Origin of the sequence: Nonomuraea longispora (assembly GCF_004348345.1) — a bacterium.
GTDB classification, from domain to species: Bacteria; Actinomycetota; Actinomycetes; order Streptosporangiales; family Streptosporangiaceae; genus Nonomuraea; species Nonomuraea longispora.
Map to the genome: position 1 here is coordinate 1 of NZ_SMJZ01000028.1, position 18,311 is coordinate 18,311.

The 18,311-nt window shown below is 70.8% G+C and carries 15 protein-coding genes and 1 pseudogene; 7 read left to right on the top strand and 9 right to left on the bottom strand.

The window, feature by feature from the left end; translation table 11 throughout:
- Positions 1-595 (top strand): hypothetical protein (locus tag E1267_RS10255; RefSeq protein WP_220449406.1); only part of this gene is annotated, 595 nt, incomplete at its 5' end.
- An 83-nt stretch (positions 596-678) separates the two neighbouring features.
- Here the strand turns inward: E1267_RS10255 and E1267_RS10260 are convergent.
- The 3 genes from E1267_RS10260 to E1267_RS10270 all read right to left on the bottom strand — a co-directional run bounded on the left by E1267_RS10260 (position 679) and on the right by E1267_RS10270 (position 2,945).
- Positions 679-1,566, bottom strand: a complete 888-nt coding sequence (locus tag E1267_RS10260; RefSeq protein WP_132332170.1) for a hypothetical protein — start codon at positions 1,564-1,566, stop codon at positions 679-681.
- 141 nt (positions 1,567-1,707) lie between these two features.
- A complete protein-coding gene (locus E1267_RS10265; RefSeq protein WP_132332172.1) occupies positions 1,708-2,364 on the bottom strand; it encodes a TetR/AcrR family transcriptional regulator in 657 nt (218 codons plus the stop codon).
- Positions 2,361-2,945: a TetR/AcrR family transcriptional regulator gene (locus E1267_RS10270; RefSeq protein ID WP_132332174.1), complete on the bottom strand. Its 585-nt coding sequence runs from the start codon at positions 2,943-2,945 to the stop codon at positions 2,361-2,363. The genes E1267_RS10265 and E1267_RS10270 overlap by 4 nt, the downstream gene beginning before the upstream one ends.
- Positions 2,946-3,042: 97 nt before the next feature.
- Between E1267_RS10270 and E1267_RS10275 the strand changes: the two genes are divergently transcribed.
- Positions 3,043-4,083 (top strand): NAD(P)-dependent alcohol dehydrogenase, encoded by a 1,041-nt coding sequence (locus tag E1267_RS10275; RefSeq protein ID WP_132332176.1) that lies wholly within the window; start codon positions 3,043-3,045, stop codon positions 4,081-4,083.
- Between the two features lie 10 nt (positions 4,084-4,093).
- Here E1267_RS10275 and E1267_RS45570 read toward each other — a convergent pair.
- The 4 genes and pseudogenes from E1267_RS45570 to E1267_RS10300 all read right to left on the bottom strand — a co-directional run bounded on the left by E1267_RS45570 (position 4,094) and on the right by E1267_RS10300 (position 9,195).
- Positions 4,094-6,177 (bottom strand): annotated as a pseudogene (locus E1267_RS45570) (ABC transporter ATP-binding protein).
- A complete protein-coding gene (locus tag E1267_RS10290) occupies positions 6,174-7,088 on the bottom strand; it encodes an ABC transporter permease (protein WP_132332182.1) in 915 nt (304 codons plus the stop codon). The pseudogene E1267_RS45570 and the gene E1267_RS10290 overlap by 4 nt, the downstream one beginning before the upstream one ends.
- Positions 7,081-8,061, bottom strand: coding sequence for an ABC transporter permease (locus E1267_RS10295; RefSeq protein WP_132332183.1), 981 nt, complete (start codon positions 8,059-8,061; stop codon positions 7,081-7,083). The genes E1267_RS10290 and E1267_RS10295 overlap by 8 nt, the downstream gene beginning before the upstream one ends.
- Positions 8,062-8,067: 6 nt before the next feature.
- Complete coding sequence (locus E1267_RS10300; protein ID WP_165959543.1) at positions 8,068-9,195, bottom strand: serine hydrolase domain-containing protein; 1,128 nt, start codon at positions 9,193-9,195, stop codon at positions 8,068-8,070.
- Between the two features lie 219 nt (positions 9,196-9,414).
- Here E1267_RS10300 and E1267_RS10305 point away from each other — a divergent pair, with 219 nt between their 5' ends.
- From E1267_RS10305 to E1267_RS10320, 3 genes are read left to right on the top strand one after another with little or no spacing between them, the layout of a single operon-like run.
- Positions 9,415-11,016 carry an N-acyl-D-amino-acid deacylase family protein gene (locus E1267_RS10305; protein WP_132332187.1) on the top strand — a complete coding sequence of 534 codons (1,602 nt, stop codon included), beginning with the start codon at positions 9,415-9,417 and terminating at the stop codon, positions 11,014-11,016.
- A gap of 16 nt (positions 11,017-11,032) precedes the next feature.
- On the top strand, positions 11,033-12,802 hold the full coding sequence (locus tag E1267_RS46245) for a serine hydrolase (RefSeq protein WP_246063694.1): 1,770 nt from the start codon (positions 11,033-11,035) through the stop codon (positions 12,800-12,802).
- A 27-nt stretch (positions 12,803-12,829) separates the two neighbouring features.
- Positions 12,830-14,575: an ABC transporter family substrate-binding protein gene (locus E1267_RS10320; RefSeq protein ID WP_132332189.1), complete on the top strand. Its 1,746-nt coding sequence runs from the start codon at positions 12,830-12,832 to the stop codon at positions 14,573-14,575.
- A gap of 7 nt (positions 14,576-14,582) precedes the next feature.
- Here the strand turns inward: E1267_RS10320 and E1267_RS10325 are convergent, their stop codons facing one another.
- On the bottom strand, positions 14,583-16,178 hold the full coding sequence (locus E1267_RS10325; protein WP_246063696.1) for a helix-turn-helix domain-containing protein: 1,596 nt from the start codon (positions 16,176-16,178) through the stop codon (positions 14,583-14,585).
- Between the two features lie 124 nt (positions 16,179-16,302).
- Entirely contained in the window at positions 16,303-16,440 is a 138-nt protein-coding gene (locus E1267_RS44195) for a hypothetical protein (RefSeq protein ID WP_165959544.1), read from the bottom strand.
- A 109-nt stretch (positions 16,441-16,549) separates the two neighbouring features.
- Here E1267_RS44195 and E1267_RS10330 point away from each other — a divergent pair, with 109 nt between their 5' ends.
- Entirely contained in the window at positions 16,550-17,242 is a 693-nt protein-coding gene (locus E1267_RS10330; RefSeq protein WP_161714416.1) for a GntR family transcriptional regulator, read from the top strand.
- Positions 17,239-18,309 (top strand): ABC transporter substrate-binding protein, encoded by a 1,071-nt coding sequence (locus tag E1267_RS10335; RefSeq protein ID WP_132332195.1) that lies wholly within the window; start codon positions 17,239-17,241, stop codon positions 18,307-18,309. Before E1267_RS10330 ends, E1267_RS10335 begins: the two co-directional genes overlap by 4 nt.
- The last annotated feature ends 2 nt before the right edge of the window (positions 18,310-18,311 follow it).

The following is an 18,311-nucleotide window of genomic DNA, read 5'->3' on the forward strand; positions in this document are numbered from 1 at the left end:
GCCTTCCCGGCCTCCGTGGGCGAACGACGGCGTTCCCGCCGGCGGGGGAAAGGGGGTGACGGCGCGGCGTGCTCGCCGGACGCTGGCCGAGGCCGGTGAGGCCGAACGCGGTTCGCTGATCCTCACGCTGCCCCCCGACGAGGCGGCGGTGCTTCTCGCCGAGCGGTGGAAGCTGTTCACGACCGCCGCGGTGGAGGAGATGTGCCGCGAGGCGGCCAGGAGCGCGACGATCCTGCAGATGTTGCTCCCGTCCCGCGCGGGCTGGCTGCTGAACCAGGTACGCGACCCGCACCTGGTGGCGAGGGTGGTCCTGGAGATGGGCGGCCACCACCGCGGGCTGGTGCTCGACCAGATGCACGACCGGCATTCGGCGGCGGCGATCGAGGCGATGGCGGCGATCGACGTCCGGCGGACCGGGCTCGCCGTGGCCGCGATGCAGAAGGCCCCGGCGAGTCAGGCGCTGAGCCGGCTTCCGCCGGCCACGATCGCCGGACTGCTGGCGCAGGCGCCGCCGGCCTGCCGTGACAGCCTGGTGCCGCTGTTGCCGTCGGGGGTCCGCGAGGAGGTGGCGCGGCGACTGGCTCGAAGCGGTTGAGGCCTGACGTGTGCCTTGCGCGATCTTCGTCTGTCGGGGCCGGAGGCCGAGGCCGTGGAGGCTTTGGCCTCCGGCCGGCGGGCTCAGCCGGACAGGTGGCGCGTGGCGGAGGCGTTGCCCGGTGTGGTCAGGTCCTCCAGGAGCGCGTCGATGGGCGCGCCGGCGACGTCCTCGCTGGGCCGGGAGAGGAAGACGTTGACGTGGTACTCACCGGTCGCTTCCTTGCCGGTGGGGTCGAGGCCCTGCTCGGCCAGAGCCCGCAGGGCGAACTCCTGCTCCATGTCGTTGGCGAACCGTCGCTGCGGGAAGGTGGCGTTCTCCAGTTGCTCTGTGACGAGCCCGTGGCGGGCGAGCGTGTCGGCCACGGGGGCGAAGTCGACCGTTCGCAAGCAGAGGGCGGCGAACCATGGACGGCGATCCGGTGGGGTGCAGTCGAGCAGCCGGTCGATCGACCGGTCGGTGATGTAGCCGATGCCGCCGGTGACGGTGATGAGGTCGGCCTTCCCCATGATCTTCGCCAGTTCGGGCGACGGGTCGTTCTGCTCCAGGTTGTCGGACGCCCCGGCGTCCAGGAGTCCCACCTGTACGGCGTAGTCGACGGCTGACGAGGCGGTGTCCAGGCCGACCACCCGGGGGGCGGCGGGCCGCCGTCGGCTCTGGTAGAAGCCGCGGTCCTCGTCGATGAGCTCTTCCGTGGCCAGGTGCGCCACCGGGTCGTCACCGTAGTGGCCGTAGAGGTCGTCGAGCGTGAGGTCGCATTTCATCAGCGCCGCGTTCACGCCGTACGAACAGCACAGGTCCACGACGGTCGGGGAGTCGACGTCGAGCGCGTCCAGCACCTTGAGGAACACCTGCTGCCCGTGGTGGGGGACGGCGTAGTCCAGGCTGCCCAGGCGCTCGTAGTACGCCCGAGGGTCTGGACGGTCGTAGATGTCGTTGAAGCCGGCCTTTTCCAGCTTCCGGTCAGTCATCTGATCGTCTGCTCGCACACTCTGCCTCTCTGGGTGGCTGTGTCATTACAGGGACAAACGACCCGTTTAACGTATCACGTATGAAAAATCACGATTTAGTGGGATTTCCGCAGGGCGGAAGTATGGCCGGCCCTGGCCGCCCTACACGTCCGGGGAGCCGGGACGGTCGAGCCCGGCCGTGAGCTCGGCGATGGCCGCGTCGCACTGCCGGCCCAGCAGGACGGTGGCCGACTCCTGGTCCAGGCCCGCCGCCTGGTCGAGCCACCGGTCGAGGACGACGTGGAGCGCCGCCAGGACGGCGGCCGCGCACACGGCGGGATAGAAGCCGTCGCGGCCCGGGGGATCGACGCGCTCGGCGATCGCCTCGGCGAGTGCCTGCTCCTGGGAGGCGAGCACGGCCAGTTGCTGCGGCATCAACGACGGTTCGCGCCGGATGAGCCGCAGCGCCCCGATGTGGTCGTGGCTGACGGTGCCGCCCTCGTTGAGGACGATGACCACCGCCTCGCGGAACGCCCGCAGCACCGACTCCGCGCGCGGCCGGGCCCTGAACTGGGCGATGAGCTGCTCCGCGGCCGCCGACACGGGCGCCACCATGGCCTCTTCCTTGCTGGAGAAGTAGTTGAAGAAGGTCCGCAGCGCGGTGTCGGCCTCGTCGGCGATCTGCTCGACCGTGACGTTGTCGACGCCGTGGCGCAGGGCCAGGCGTAGTGCGGCGTCGCGGAGCGCGGCCCTGGTGGCCTGCTTCTTACGTTCGCGGCGGCCGAGGACCGGCGGCGCGGCGCCGGTGTGCTCGCTCATGTCATCACGGCGCGCCTGACGCTCTCGCGGAGCAGGGCGCGACGCCGCTCGTGCACGTCGGAGGGCTCGTCGGCGGTCGCGGCGTAGACGTTGCTGACCGGCGACCAGGTCATGGACATCGCGATGACGAGGGCCATCACGTCGAACGGGTCGCCCGGTCGTACGACGCCCGCTTCCTGCGCCTCGGCGATGGCGCGCAGCTTGTGTCGGTCGAGGCGTGCGGTGTCGGCCACGAGGTGGCCGGAGGGGCGTCGCTCGAGGCGTGCCCAGGTGGCCAGCCTGATGAGGTCGGGACGGCGGAGGTATTCGTCGTAGAGGCGCACGGCCCAGCCGGCGAGGTCGGTGGCGTCGATCGGGACGACGTTGGTGATCCGTTCGAGCGAGCCGAAGAAGATGGCGTCGAACAACCCTTCCTTGCTGCCGAAGTAGGCGTAGAGCTGCGCCTTGTTGGTGCGCGCGGCCACCACGATGCGCTCGATGCGCGCCCCGGCGATGCCGTGCGCGGCGAACTCCTTGGTCGCCGCGTCGAGGATGCGGCCGCGGGTCGCGGCGCCCCGGGACGTCAGCGGCTGGTCGGCCATGCCGGCGAGCTTATCAAACAGAACAGTCGGTTTGCTGAGGGAGCGCCCGGCATGCGACTCTGAACAAACCGAACAGTCTGTTTATAGGAGCCCCGGCATGAGAACCACAGTGGGATGGCTCGCGGACGGCCCCGCGACGACGCTGCGGCAGGCGTCCCTCCAACGACGCGACCTGCGTCCCGACGACATCGCGGTACGCGTGGATCACTGCGGCGTCTGCCACACCGACCTGCACGCCGTCCGCGCCCCCCGCGAGCCCGGAGCATCCGTCGTGCCCGGCCACGAGTTCACCGGGGTGGTGACCGAGACAGGGCCCGAGGTCACCCGCTTCGCCGCCGGCGACCCCGTCGCGGTCGGCAACATCGTCGACGCCTGCGGCACGTGCGCCATGTGCCGCGCCGGCCAGGAGAACTTCTGCCACGGGTTCCCGACCCTGACCTACGGCGGCACGGACCGCCACGACGGCTCGCCCACCCTCGGGGCCTACTCCCGCGAGTACGTCGTCCGCGACCGCTTCGCCTACCCGCTGCCGGCGGGCCTCGACCCGGCCGCCGCCGCTCCGCTCCTCTGCGCCGGGGTCACCGTGTGGGAGCCGCTCAGCGCGCTCGGCGTGGGGCCCGGCACCCGCGTCGCCGTGGCGGGGCTGGGCGGTCTCGGCCACCTCGCGGTCAAGCTGGCCGTGGCGCTGGGCGCCGAGACCACGGTCGTCACCAGGTCGGCGGGCAAGGCCGGCGACGCGGGCGGGCTCGGCGCCCACGACGTGCTCGTCTCCACGGACCCGGACCGGACGGCGGGGGCGCGGGACCGGTTCGACGTCGTCATCGACACCATCTCCGCCCCGCACGACCTCGCCCCCTACCTGCGGCTCGTGGCCATGAACGGGACTCTCAGCCTCGTCGGGCACCTCGGGCAGGTCACCCTGCAGGCGATGGACCTGCTGGTCGGCCGCAAGAAGCTCAGCTCCGCGGGCAGCGGCGGCCGGCCCGGGACCGCCGCCCTGCTGGACTTCTGCGCCGGGCACGGCGTCACCGCCGACGTCGAGGTGCTCCCGTCGGCGCGCGTCAACGAGGCCCTCGACCGCCTCGAACGCAACGACGTGCGCTACCGCTTCGTCCTCGACCTGTCCGACCTGTCATGAACACCGGCCGTCACCTTGCGGCCTCCGGGTAGTGGCAGGCCGCCGGATGGCCGTGGCCCCGGTCGGCCAGCTCCGGCGCCTGCTCGACGCAGGCGCGCCGCTCCTCCGTGGTGAGCTGCGAGAACGTGGGACAGCGCGTACGGAACCTGCACCCGCTCGGCGGGCTGATCGGGTTCGGCATGTCCCCTTCGAGCACGATCCGCTCGCGAGCCCTGATCCGTTCACGCCGCGGGTCGGGCACGGGGATGGCCGAGATGAGCGCCCGCGTGTACGGGTGCGCGGGCCGGTCGAACAGCTCGTCCCCGTCGCCGATCTCCACCACGCGGCCCAGGTACATCACGGCGACCCGGTGCGCGATGTGCCGCACCACGGACAGGTCGTGGGCGACGAAGAGGTAGGCGAGGCCCAGCCGCCGCTGGAGGTCCTCCAGCAGGTTCACCACGCCTGCCTGGATCGACACGTCGAGAGCCGACACCGGCTCGTCCAGGACGAGCAGCTCGGGCCGCATCGCCAGCGCCCGAGCGATGCCGACGCGCTGCCGCTGCCCTCCCGAGAACTCGTGCGGGTAGCGGTTGCCGTGCTCGGGGTTGAGCCCGACGTCGGCGAGCAGCTCCCGCACCCGGCCGGGTCCGTCCTGCCGGTAGGTGCCGTGGATGCGCAGCGGTTCGGCGATCGCGTCGCTGACCGTCATGCGGGGGTCGAGGGAGGCGTACGGGTCCTGGAAGACGATCTGCATGCGCTGCCGCAGGCGGCGCATCTCCGCGGCCGGGACGGCGCCGAGGTCCTGGTCGTCGAGCAGCACCCGCCCCGAGGTCGGCGGCTGCAGGTTGAGCACGGCCCGCCCGGTGGTGGACTTGCCGCAGCCCGACTCACCGACCAGGCCGAGCGTCTCGCCGCGGCGCAGGTCGAACGAGACCCCGCACACGGCGTGCACGTCGCCCGTCGTCCGCCGCAGAAGACCCTTGCCGCGCACCGGATAGTGTTTGACCAGGTCACGCACGGACAACAGCGGTCGCCCGCTCATGGCGCACCTCCAGCGGCAGGGTCGTCGGCGGCGTGGTCGGCTGGGTCGCCGGACGACGTCACGAAGACGTCTTCTGGCCGCTTCCCGTCCAGGTCGGCGGAGAAGTGGCAGGCGGCCAGGTGGCCGGGTTCCGAGGTGGCGACCGGTTCCGGCTCGGCCGTCTCGCAGACCTCCTGGCGCATCGGGCAGCGCGGCGCGAACGGGCATCCGGGCGGCAGGTCGAGCAGCGACGGCGGCGATCCCGCGATCGGCGTCAACCGCTCGCCCCTGCGGCCGTCGTCGAGCCGGGGCAGGCTGCCGAGCAGACCCAGGGTGTACGGCATCCGCGGCGTGTAGTAGATGTCGTCGACGCCGCCCAGCTCCACGGGACGGCCGGCGTACATGACGAGCACCCGGTCGGCGGCCCCGGCGACGACGCCGAGGTCGTGGGTGATCAGCACCATGGCGGCGTCGGTGGCGGCCCGCGCGGTCTCGAGCGCCCTGAGCACCTGGGCCTGCACGGTGACGTCGAGCGCGGTGGTCGGCTCGTCGGCGATGATGACGTCCGGCGAGTTGGCCATGGCGGTGGCGATGACGACGCGCTGGCGCATGCCGCCGGAGAACTGGTGCGGGTAGTCGCGGGCGCGTTCGCGGGGCCGGGGGATCTGCATCAGGGCGAGGAGTTCGACGGCGCGTTCGCGGGCCTGCGCCGCGCTGACGTCGTTGTGCGCCCTGACCGCCTCGGCGATCTGGTCGCCCACGGTGTAGACCGGGTTGAGCGAGGTCATCGGGTCCTGGAAGACCATCGCGATGCGGCCGCCGCGCAGGGTCCGCATCCGCTTGTCGGGCACGCCGATCAGCTCCTGGCCGTGGAACCTGACCGAGCCGCCGATCCGCGCCGAGGCCGGCAGCAGGCCCATCACCGCCATCGAGGTGACCGACTTGCCCGAGCCGGACTCGCCGACGATGCCGAGCACCTCGCCGCGCCGCAGCTCGTAGCTGACCCCGCGCACTGCCCTGACCAGGCCGTCCTCCGTGGGGAACGACACGGTGAGGTTCTCGACCTGGAGCACCGCCTCGCGTTCGCTCATGAGCGCGCCTTCCGCTGGGTCGGGTCGAAGGCGTCGCGCAGCCCGTCGCCGATGAAGTTGATGGACAGGGCGATCACCACGATGAACGCGCCGGGGAAGTAGAACAGCCACGGCCGGGTGCTGACTGCGGTGTCGGCCTCGCTGACCAGGAGGCCGAGCGAGGTGTCCGGCGGCTGCACGCCGAGGCCGAGGAACGACAGGGCCGTCTCGACGAGGATGGCGGCGGCCACGAGGATGGTGACGTTGACGATGATGGGGCCGAGCGCGTTGGGGATCAGATGCCTGAAGATGATCCAGCGGTCGGTGGCGCCCAGCGCGCGGCTCGCCTCGATGTACTCCTTCTCCCGCAGCGACAGCACGACGCCGCGCACGACGCGGGAGACGTACGCCCACTGGAGGGCGGCGATGACGAGCGCGACGAACCACCAGGAGCCGTTGGTCGCGCGGGTCAGCACGGCGGCCACCGCCAGCAGCGGCAGCGTGAGGACGAGGTCGGCGATCCGCATCATCACGCTGTCGGTGATGCCGCGGTAGTAGCCGGAGAAGGCCCCCCACAGCGTGCCGACCAGCCCGGCGAGGAACGCGATGAGCAGCGCGATCTCGACCGAACGTTGGGTGCCGCGCAGCACCTGGGCGAACGTGTCGTGGCCGAGGTTGTCGGTGCCGAACGGATGCTCCAGCGAGGGCGGCTGCGACACCGCCGAGGTGATGTCGGCGTAGTCGTAGCGCCAGAGCGCGCCGCCCGCGAAGGCCAGCAGCACGACGGCGACGAACAGCACCAGGCTGGTCACGGCGGCCTTGTGCCGCAGGAAACGGCGCAGCACCAGTTCGCCCTGGCTGCGCCGGCGCACCGCGGCGGCCGGCTGCGCGCTCGATGGGGGGCGGGGCGCCGCCTCGGTGTGCTCACTCATGGCGGATCCGGGGGTCGAGGAGGGCGTACAGCAGGTCTGCGATCAGGTTGAAGACGATGACCGCGACGGCGATCACGAGCAGCCAGGCGAGCACCGCGTAGGCGTCGCGCTGGTTGACGGAGGTGACGAGGAACTCGCCGAGCCCGCGCCACTGGAAGACCGTCTCGGTGATCACGGCGCCGGAGATGAGCGTCGCGAAGTCGAGCGCGGTGACGGTGGTCATGGGGATGAGCGCCGTGCGCAGGGCATGCCGTACGATCACACGCCGCCTGGACAGCCCTTTGGCGCGGGCGAACAGCACGTAGTCGCTGTTGAGCACGTCCAGCATGGACGCCCGCTGGAACCGGCTCCACGCGCCGAACGAGAGCAGCGCCAGCGAGATCGTTGGCAGCACCATGTGGCCCGCGGTGTCGGCCAGCTGCGCCCAGGCGCCACCCTCGACGATGACGGATCTGTCCCCGATCGTGTACACGACCTGATCGCCGAGCAGGTTGTTGAGCGAGATCCCGCCCTGCTTGAGCAGCACGGCGAACCAGAACGACGGCATCGACAGGAACAGGAACGCGGCGAACGTGAACCCGTAGTCGATGCCCGAATACTGTTTGACCGCGCTGATCACGCCCACGACCACGGCGAGGACGAGGGCGAGGAGCACGGCGACGGCGACCAGCCGCAGGGTGACCCCGAACCGGGCGGCGACCTCGTGGCCGATGTCCACGTTGGTGCGCACGGAGGGGCCGAAGTCGCCCCGCGCCACGCCGGTGATCCAGGTCCAGTACCGCTGCAGCGGCGGCTCGTCCAGGTGCAGCCGTTGCTCCTCGACCGCGATCACCTGCGGCGACGGCGGCGGGTTGCGGCCCTTCAGACCCGCGAGCGGGTCACCTGCCATGGTCACGAGCAGGAAGACGACGAAGGTCGACGCCACGATCACCGGGATGGAGACCAGGAGCCGGCGGAGTGTGTACGTGAGCACGGGTCGCTACCAGATCTCTCGCACGGCGTCGAGAATCTTGGGCGCGCTGCGGTCGATCGCGGGATAGGTGGTCTGGTCGTTGCTCAGCAGGACGACGGAGATGTCCTGGTCCGGGAACAGGGCGTGCATGGTACGGAACCCGCCCATGCCGCCGTTGTGCCAGATGTACGGCTTGCCGTCGTGTTCCTGGACCACCCAGCCGCACGCGTAACCGTCGAGCTCGGGGGTGAACATCATCCGCAGCGTCTCCGGGCGGAACAGGCCGGGACGCGACAGCGCCGCATCCCATACGGCGAGGTCGCGCGCGCTGCCCGTCAGGCCGCCGGCGCCCGTCATCCACGGCAGGCTCCACTGGTACGCGCGGCGCACCCCGTCGGTCTCGGCGTAGTAGCCGAGGGCGACGTCCCGGCTGCCGCGCGCCGGATATCCCTGGGTCGTGTCGCGCATCCGCAGGGGACCGAAGAAGTGGCGCTGCAGGAACCGGCCGAGAGGCATCCTGGCCACCTTCTGCACCACCAGCGCGAGCAGCAGGAAGTTGCTGTTGCTGTAGGCGTACTTCGATCCGGGCTCGAACTGGAGCGGCAGCGACTCCAGTTTCGTGACCACCGCCGAGTGGTCGGTCTCCCCGGAGGCGACGAAGGCGTCGTACGCCGGCTGGAACAGCGGAAAGTCGTTGTAGTCGGGAATGCCGGTCACCTGGTGCATCAGCTGCAGCAAGGTGACGTCGGCGGCCCGCCGGTAGCCGGGCAGGAACGTGCCGAGCCGGTCGTGGACCGACAGCTTGCCCCGCTCGTGGAGCAGCAGGACCGCGGCCGCCGTGAACCCCTTGCTGATGGAGCCGAGGTTGTAGACGGTGTCGAAGGCGGGCCGCCGCCGGCCGCGCGGCAGGTGGAGCACCTCGTCGAGCTGCTCCACCTTGAAGAAGTCCTCGCCGGTGAAGCGGTCGGGCAGGCCGCGGTCGCGCAGGCCGTAGCCCTTCGCGAACACCGTACGGCCCTTCTTGCTCACGGCCACGGTGACGCCGACGCCCTCCGGCTCGATGGCGGCGACGATCTCGTCGATGCGACGGTGCCAGTCCGGGCGATGCCGGCCGGACGAGGCGGCCCGCGCCCCCGGGATCACCCCGGCGCTCATCACCGCCCCACCCACACCGGCGAGAGACGCCTTCAACAGCGTCCGCCTCGTGGCTGCGCTCTCCATGCTCGACCTCCGTGTCGTCGTACCGCACACGCCTAGGAGCTCAGTGCAGTCCACCGGCCGGGCAGGCTCTTCGTGGAGAGGGACGTAAAGTCGCCGCCGAGTTCGTGCGATCGGATGAACTGCTGCGTGGTCCCGGCGTCGCAGGATGCTCGCATGTCGACGACCCTGGTGATTCGCGGTGGCACAGTCCATGACGGCAGCGGCGGGCCCGGCCGCGTGGCCGACGTGTTCGTCGAGGGCGACCGGATCCTCGCGGTCGGCCCGGGCGGGGCCGAGGCGGACGCGCCCGTGCTCGACGCCACCGGCCTGGTGGTCGCGCCCGGATTCGTGAACGTGCTCAGCCACGCGTACTTCACGCTGGAGCGGGACGGCCGCGGGTTGTCGGACCTCTACCAGGGCGTCACCACCCAGGTCTTCGGCGAAGGGATCTCGATCGGCCCGCTCACCGCCGCCATCAGGGCGGAGCTCGAACCCGGCATGACGCCCGACGATCCGCCGCTGACCTGGGAGCGCCTGTCGGAGTTCCTCGCCCACCTCGAAGCCAAGGGGGTGGCCCAGAACGTCGCGAGCTTCGTCGGCGCGCACAACATGCGCATGATCGGGGCGGGCGCGGACGACCGGCCGATGACCGCGGCCGAGCTCTCCCACGTCCGGGGCGTCCTCGACGAGGAGATGGCCGACGGCGCGCTGGGCCTGGGGTCGGCGCTCATCTACCCGCCGGGGTGCTTCGCCCCGACCGACGAGCTGGTGGCGTTGTGCGAGGTCGTCGCGCGGCACGGCGGCATGTACATCTCCCACATGCGCAGCGAGGGCGACCACTTCCTCGACGCCGTGGACGAGCTGATCGAGATCGGCCGCCGGGCGGAGCTGCACGCGGAGATCTACCACCTCAAGACGGCGGGCCGGCACAACTGGCCGAAGATGGAGCGGGCCATCGAGCGCATCGAGGCGGCCAGGGCCGCGGGCCGGCCGGTGACCGCCGACGTCTATCCCTACCTCGCCGGGCAGACCCAGCTCGCCGCCTCGATCCCGCCGCAGTTCCACGACGGCGGCCACGGGGCGCTCGTGGCCAGGCTCGCCGACCCGGGCGAACGGGCCCGCATCCGCGAGGCCGTCGTCACGCCGTCGGAGCGCTGGGAGAACCTCTACCTCGCCGCCGGCGGCGCGAGCGGCGTCATGCTGCTTCCCGACCCGGACGGGCCGGTGGCGGAGCACCGCGGGCTCAGCCTGGCGCAGGCGGCTGAGGCGGACGGCGCCGACCCGGTGGAGCTGCTGCTGCGGCTGGTCGAGCAGGAGCCGGCGCTGCACGCGATGTACTTCATGATGAGCGAGGACACCCTGCGGACGGCCCTGCGCGAGCCGTGGGTGTCGGTCTGCTCCGACGCGCCCACGTTCGCCGCCGAACCGCCGGACTCCGACGTGCCCACCCATCCGCGCGCCTACGGCAGCTTCGCCCGCGTCCTCGGCACGTACGTGCGCGAGCACTCGCTGCTCACCCTCGGCGAGGCCGTGCGCCGGATGTCGGGCCTGCCGGCGGGCAACCTCGGCCTGCGCGACCGCGGCGTGCTCGCCCCCGGGAACTACGCCGACGTCGTCGTGTTCGACCCGAACACGGTCGGCGACGTCGCGACGTACGACAACCCCCACCAGTACGCGACCGGGATGCGGCACGTGGTGGTCAACGGACAGACCGCGCTCGCCGACGGAGTACCCACCGGGCGCCTGCCCGGCCGGGCTCTGCGGCGCGGGCGCTGAGACGACAGGAGAAACCGTGAAGGAGCAGGTGGAGCAGGTTCTCGGCGAGGTCGGCGCGCGGGCGTGGGCGCACGCCGTCGACCTCGACAGCGGCGAGGAGATCGGGTACGGCGAGGACGGGCTGGTGGTGCTGGCCAGCGTCTTCAAGATCCCGGTGCTGGTGGAGTTGTTCCGGCGGTTCGGCGACGGGCGGCTCGACCCCGCCGCGCGGATGGACGTACCCGTCGAAGGGCGTTCGGCGGGTCCGACCGGGTTGTCGGTGATGGCCGACCCGATCGAGCTCTCGCTGCGCGACCTCGCCTACTGGATGATGAGCGTCAGCGACAACGCCGCCACGGACCTCCTTGTGGACCTGCTCGGCACCGGGGCGATCAACGCCACCCTGCGCGAGCTCGGCCTGAGCGTCACCCGGGTGGACGGCACCTGCGACGACATCTACCAGAGCATCTACGAGGACGTGCCGGACCTGCAGGCCGGCCCCGAGGTGTGGCGCGCGGCCCGCGCGGTGGACCCGGAGCGGTCCCTGCAGGCAGGCACCCCCCGCGAGATCACCCGGCTGCTCGCCGCCATCTGGAACGACACGGCGGCGCCTGCCGAGCAGTGCGCCGAGATGCGCCGCATCCTCAGCCTGCAGGCCTGGCCGCACCGCCTGCGCTCCGGGTTCACCGAGCCCGACGCCCGGGTGAGCGCCAAGACGGGCACCCTGCGGTTCTGGCGCAACGAGGTCGGTGTCGTCGAGCTCGGCGGCCGTAGGTACGCCGTCGCCGTCTTCGTACGGTCCGACTCCTACGAATACCGCATCCCCGCCGCGGACGCCTGCGTCGGCACGGTGGCCAGGCTGGCGGTCGACCACCTGCGCGGGACCGGCACCCGCCTGCGGCCGCGGAGCACCGCCAGGGCGGCGACCCCCGGCGAGATCCGCGACCACGCCCGCGAGCTGGGCGCCGACATCTGGCTGCACGCGCGCGACCTGGCGACCGGCAGATCGGTGGGCGTCGGGGAGAGCACTCCGGTGGTCACCGCCTCGGTGCTCAAGGTGCCGGTCGCCCTCGAACTGGCCCGCCAGTCGGTGGCGGGCGAGGTCGACCTGACCGAGCGGATCACGGTGCCGCCTGGCGGAGTGCCGTCGCCGTACGGGTTGTCGGTGCAGCGCGACGACACCGTCATCTCGTACCGGGATCTCGCCCACCTGATGATCGTGATCAGTGACAACGTGGCCACCGACCTCGTGATCGGCCGGGTCGGCAAGGACCGCGTGGCTGCGCTGCTGGCCGAGCTGGGCCTCACCGCGACGGCCGTGCCGCAGGACTGCGCGGAGATCCTGGCCTCCCTGGAGGAGGACCTCGGCATCGACTACCGCGACGACGAGCGGGAACTGGCCGGGGTGCCGCTGGAACGCCTCCAGGCGCTGCGGGCGCTGGTGCCCGAGCGTACCTGCCGGACGACCCCCGAGGAGATCACCCGGCTGCTGGCCGGCATCTGGCGCGACGAGGCGGCCCCGCCCGAGGCGTGCGCGCTCGTACGCGGCTGGATGGGCGACCAGATCTGGCCACACCGGCTGACCAGCGGATTCCCCGGGGACGACATCGTGATCAGCGGCAAGACGGGCACCCTCCCGCTGGTCCGCAACGAGGTCGGCGTGGTCGAGTACGCCGACGGCGGCAGGTACGCCGTCGGCGTCTTCACCCGGGCCGGCGACCCCGCACCCAACGCCCCCCACCTCGACGCGCTGATCGGCTGGGCGGCGGCCAACGCCGTCGCGCAGCTGCGCGACGAACGTCCCTGACCCTTCCCTCTGCATCTGGAGCAGACCATGGCTTTCCGCGGGAAGCACTCCCTGGCCCTGACGACGAGCGCCGTGGCACTGCTGCTCGCCGCCTGCGCGGGCGGAGGCGGCACGGCGTCCGGCGACGGCCGCGTCTCCGGCGACGTGAACACGGTGAACACGGTGAACACGGTGAACACCGCCAAGGTCGCCACGGGCGGCACGGCGACCTACAGCATCACCTATCCGATCTCCAACTGGAACGTGCTGAACTCCGCCGGCGCGACCTACTCGGTGCTCGACATCTCGGGCGTGCTGCTGCCCAGCGCGTTCATGATCAAGCCGGACCATACGCCGGTCCGCAACGAGACGATCGTGACGAGCGCGGAGAAGGTCGGCGACTCGCCGCAGACGATCAAGTACACGATCGACCCGAAGGCGGTCTGGTCCGACGGCAAGCCGATCACGGCGGACGACTTCGTCTACACCTGGCGCGCCCTCGACCCACGCGAGTGCCCCAAGTGCCAGGCGTCCAACACGGCCGGGTACGACCGGATCAAGTCGGTCAAGGGCTCGGACGGCGGGCGCACGGTGACCGTCGTCTTCGACAAGCCGTACGTCGACTGGCAGGCGTTGTTCTCGCCGTTCCTGCCGGCCCACGTCGCGAAGACGTACGGGGCGACCGACACCGCCGAGGGCCTGGAGAAGAGCTTCAACGAGGGGTTCGCCAAGTCGGTGCCGAAGTTCTCGGCGGGCCCGTTCCGCATCCAGGAGTACACCTCCGACGGCTCCGTGGTGATGGTCCGCAACGAGAGGTGGTTCGGCCCGCCGCCGAACCTGGACAAGCTGGTCTTCCGGCTCATCACGGACGTCGCGCAGCAGCCAACCTCGCTGGCGAACGGGGAGGTGGACGTCATCTACCCGAACCCGCAGGTCGACATCGTCCAGCAGGTCGAGGAGCTGCCCGCGGTCCGCTACCAGGTGACGCCGGGCGCGTCCGTCCACAAGCTGTGGCTGAACCTCAACGCCCGCGCCCTGCAGGAGGTCGCCGTGCGCAAGGCGATCTTCCAGGCGGTCCGCGTCCAGGACGTGATCGACAAGACGATCGGGCAGTTCGACGACACCGCGAAGCCGCTGCTGAGCCACATGTTCGTGGACGGCGCGCCCGGCTACTCCGACGTGGTGAGCGAGTACGACTACGGCGTCGGCGACGTCGAGAAGGCGAAGAAGACGCTGACCGACGCGGGATACACCGGTGTCGGGTCGAAGCTCGCGGACCCCGACGGCAAGGCCGTGCCCCCGCTGCGCATCGTGGTGCAGGCGGGAGACCAGCTGCGCGCCAGCGAGGCGCAGCTCGTCAAGGCGGCTCTGGCGCCACTGGGCCTGGACGTGCAGGTTGCCACCGTGGCCAACACGATCGAGGCCGTGCAGGAAGGAAACTGGGCGATGACGGTCGCCACGGTGACGCAGTCGCCGTTCTCCGCGACCAGCAACATCCCCTACTACCTGAGTTGCCCCGACGACGAGACCTTCTGCCGGTTCAACCTCAACAACTACGGCAACCCCAAGGTCGACCGGCTGCTCAACGAGGCGCTGTCGGCCACCGGCGCGGAGGAGGCGACGAAGAAGCTGCAGGAGGCCGACAGGATCGTCTCGTCGGACTACGCGATCCTGCCGCTCTACCAGAACAGGTCGTTCCTCGCCTACAGCGCGAAGCTCGGCAACGTCCGCGACAACAGCCTGGGGTTCCCGACCTACAACACCGAGCAGTGGGGCCTGCTGGGCGAGTCGTGACAGGTCGTCACCGGGACCGGGCGGATCCATTCTCCTTGACCACGCCCCGGTCCCTGGCGACGCGGAAGAGGCGCAGCTGCAACGTCGCGGCGAGCCGCGCGTCGGCGTCGGTGAGGTCGATGCCGGTGATCTCGCACACGCGGCGAAGCCTGTACCGGAACGAGTTGGGGTGCAGGTGCATGGCGGCGGCCGCCTCCGCGACGTTGCCGAAGGCGTCGAGGTAGGCCGACAGGGTGTCGACGAAGCCGCTATCGTGTTCGGCGTCGTAGTCCACCAGTGCCCCGAGCGAGCCGAGGTGCAGCTCGCCGTCCTCGGCGACGAGGTCGGCCAGGCGCAGGAGCAGCGACTCCACCTGCACGTCGCTGTAGCGGGCGATGCGCCTGCCGCGGCGGCCGGTCTCCAGCACCCGCAGCGCCCGGTCGGCCTCGCGGCGCGAATGGGTCACCTCGGCGAGTGACGTGGTGGCCCGCCCGACCCCGATGACGGCGTCCGTACGGGCTCCCACCCGGGCGAGGAAGTCCACCGCCAGCCGGACCACTGACGCCGTGCCGTCACGGTCTCCGCTCGCGCCGACAGGCAGCACGACGTACGTGGTCCCGCCGAGCAGGGCCGCGGCCGAGCGCGGGTGCACGGCGGCGAAGTGCAGGGCGAGGGCGTCGCGCAGCCGTTGCATGGCCGCCTCGGTGTCCGCGGCGTCGCCCGTGACGACCCGGGTGGCCATCACGCAGAGCCGGCCGTCGGTGAGCCCGAGGCGGTTGGCCGCCTCCGGCGCTCCCGGCCCGCCCTCCAGCACCCTGGCCACCAGGTCGGCGCTGAGCCTGCGTCCGACGTCGGCCCCCGCCCTGGCCCGGAGCATGTGCAGCGCCACGATCTTGGCCGAGTCGGCGAAGGCCGCGGCGCGCGCCTCGGACAGCGGCTCCTTGACCACGGCCCACATCGAGCCGAGCACCTCGTCCCCGGCCCTGACGACGATCGCGACGCGCGGCATCATGTCCTCGGCCAGGGGCTCCACGTAGACGGGGGTGCCCTTGGACAGTTCGCGAAACGCCCCGCGCCGCTCCAGCAGCTGCGTGTAGCGGTCGGGCACCTGCCGGCCGAGGATGGTCTCGACCCGGCCCTGGTCGGCGCAGTGCTGGTGGCCGGAGAAGGCCAGCACGCGCGAGGCGCGGTCCTCGATCGTCACCGGCGCGTCGAGCAGCGCCCCCACGGCGTTGGCGAGGGCGAACAGGTCACCGGCCGGCGCCCCGGCGAGCAGGTCGGCCCCGCCGGTGACGTCGGTCGTGGCCGGAGGCAACGCCCTCAGCATGGCGGCCACGTGCGACCACGAGGCTGCGCGGTTGAGCCCCAACAGCGCCACGCCGCTGTCGCGCACCGCCGCGGCGACGGATTCGTCCGCGGTCACCGGGTGCTTGACGACGAGCCCCACCGCACGGTGCTCGCCGAGGCGTCGCAGGAGCTCGGCGATCGCGTCGTTGTCGTGCAGACCCACTCCGAGCACCAGCTCGCCCGGTTCGACGATGAGTTCGTCGCCCGGACCGTAGATCGCCACGCCCGTCAGCTCGCCGTCGAGGTCCCCCGGAGACGCGATGAGATCGAGCAACATACGTCCGAGGTCGTCGAGCAAGCGCGAGAGCCGCGCTCTTGGTGAAACCATCGCTGCCCGATCCTAAGCCCCACTTCGGGCAAAAGGCCAGGTCTTCGGCGTCCGAGCTCCGCGCGGCCCTCGGTCAGTCCCACCGGAAGAACACGGCCGCGACGACGCCGCCGACGAGGATCGTCACGGACAGGCTCACCAGATGGACGGACTGGACCGGGGCGCCCGCCCAGGCGTTCGACAGGACCTCGACGGTGGCGCCGAACGGCAACGGTCCTTCGATGACCGATCACGGTAGCTGAGCTCAGGGTCTTGACCTCGTTGTGGAGCGTCTCGTACTTTCCTTGTACTTCAGATATATCGAGGGTATACGGATGACCTTGACCGGACGGACAAAGACGGAGCAGGCGTACCACGTGCTGCGCAGGGCGATCGTCACAGGGGACCTCGCCGAGGACATGCCCCTGGATGACGCGATGCTCTCGACCCGCTACGGGTTCGGGCGCACCCCCATCAGGGAGGCGCTCAAGAAGCTGGCCGACGAGCAGTTCGTCAACTACCCGCCGCACCGCACCCCTTACGTGCGCGGGATCCGGGTCAGGGATCTGTCCAGGCTGTACGAGTCGCGCCACCTCCTGGAGGAGCCCGTGGCACGGCTGGCGGCCAGGCGTGCCACCCTCGCGCAACTGGACGAGCTGGAACGGATCTGCGATCGCATCGACGACGAGATCGTGGCCGGCCAGCCGTACGAGGCCATCGAGTACGACCACCAGTTCCACCTGGAGATCGCGAAGTCGACCGACAACCCGTTTCTGGCGGAGGCGGTGAACCGGCTCAACTGCGGATCCCTGCGGATCTGGTACATGGCCCACAGCACGCTCGGCATGGAGAACACCAACGAGGACCACCGGGCGATCCAGGCCGCACTCAAGGAGAAAGATCCGGACAAGTCGGAAACGTTGGTGCGGCAGCACATCGACAAGTCGTATTCACGGCAGATGGCGCTGCAGCAGCTCGACCCCGTGATCGTCGCCCCGTCGTCGGCCCGGTCGTCACAAGGAGAACCACCATGAAGTTGAAGCCGCTGGCCGGCGGGCTGCTCGCCATCGCGCTGGCCACGGTGGCGGGCTGTTCCGGTAGCTCCAGCACCCCCACCAACAACGCGCCCGACTCAGGAACCATCACCGTCAAGGGATATTCGGGAATCTTCGAGGACGTCTTCAAGAAGTCGGTCATCGAGCCGTTCCAGAAGAAATACCCGAAGATCAAGGTGAAGTTCGTCGGCTCGGCCAACTCCGCCGAGAACCTGGCGTCCCTGCGCGCCGCGCGGAACAGCCCCGACACCGACGTCTCGATCATGGACATCTCCACCTCCGGCACCGGTAACAAGTCCGAGGTGTTCCAGCCGCTCGACCCGGCCAAGGTGCCGAACATGAAGGACATCGACCCGCGCGGCAAGGTCGAGGGGAACTACGGCCCCGCGGTGACGTTCGACAGCCTCGTCCTGCTCTACAACGAATCCGTCAGCCCCGCCCCCACCTCGTGGAACGCCCTGTGGGACCCCAAGTACAAGGGCAAGGTCGTGGTGCCGGCCCAGCCGGACATCCAGGGCGCCGGCCTCATGCTCATCGAGAACGCCAAGGCGGGCGGCGACTACACCAAGTCCGTCGACCAGGGCGTGGCCCGGCTCAAGCAGCTGGCGCCGAACGTGCAGACCTGGTCGCCCCAGCCCGACTCGTACACGCTCGTGCAGTCGGGGACCGCGGCGCTGGCCGTCGGCTGGAACGCCCGCGGCCAGTACTACGCCGACGAGAGCCACGGCAAGCTGAAAGTGGCCATCGTGGACGAGCAGACCATCTTCCAGATCAACACCATCAACCTGGTGAAGGACTCGCCGTCTCCCGCCGCCGCGCAGACCTTCATCAACTACACGCTGAGCCCCGAGTCGCAGGAATCCTTCACCGAGGCCATGTACTACGCACCCACGAACACCAAGGCGAAGCCGAGCGAGAAGGCGCTGAAGCGCACCTCGCTCGACCCGGCGAAGTCCGCGGAGATCCTCCAGGTCGACTGGACGCAGGTGGCCGCCAACCGCGAGAAGTGGACGCAGCTGTGGCGCCGCGAGATCCTGGCGAGCTGAGG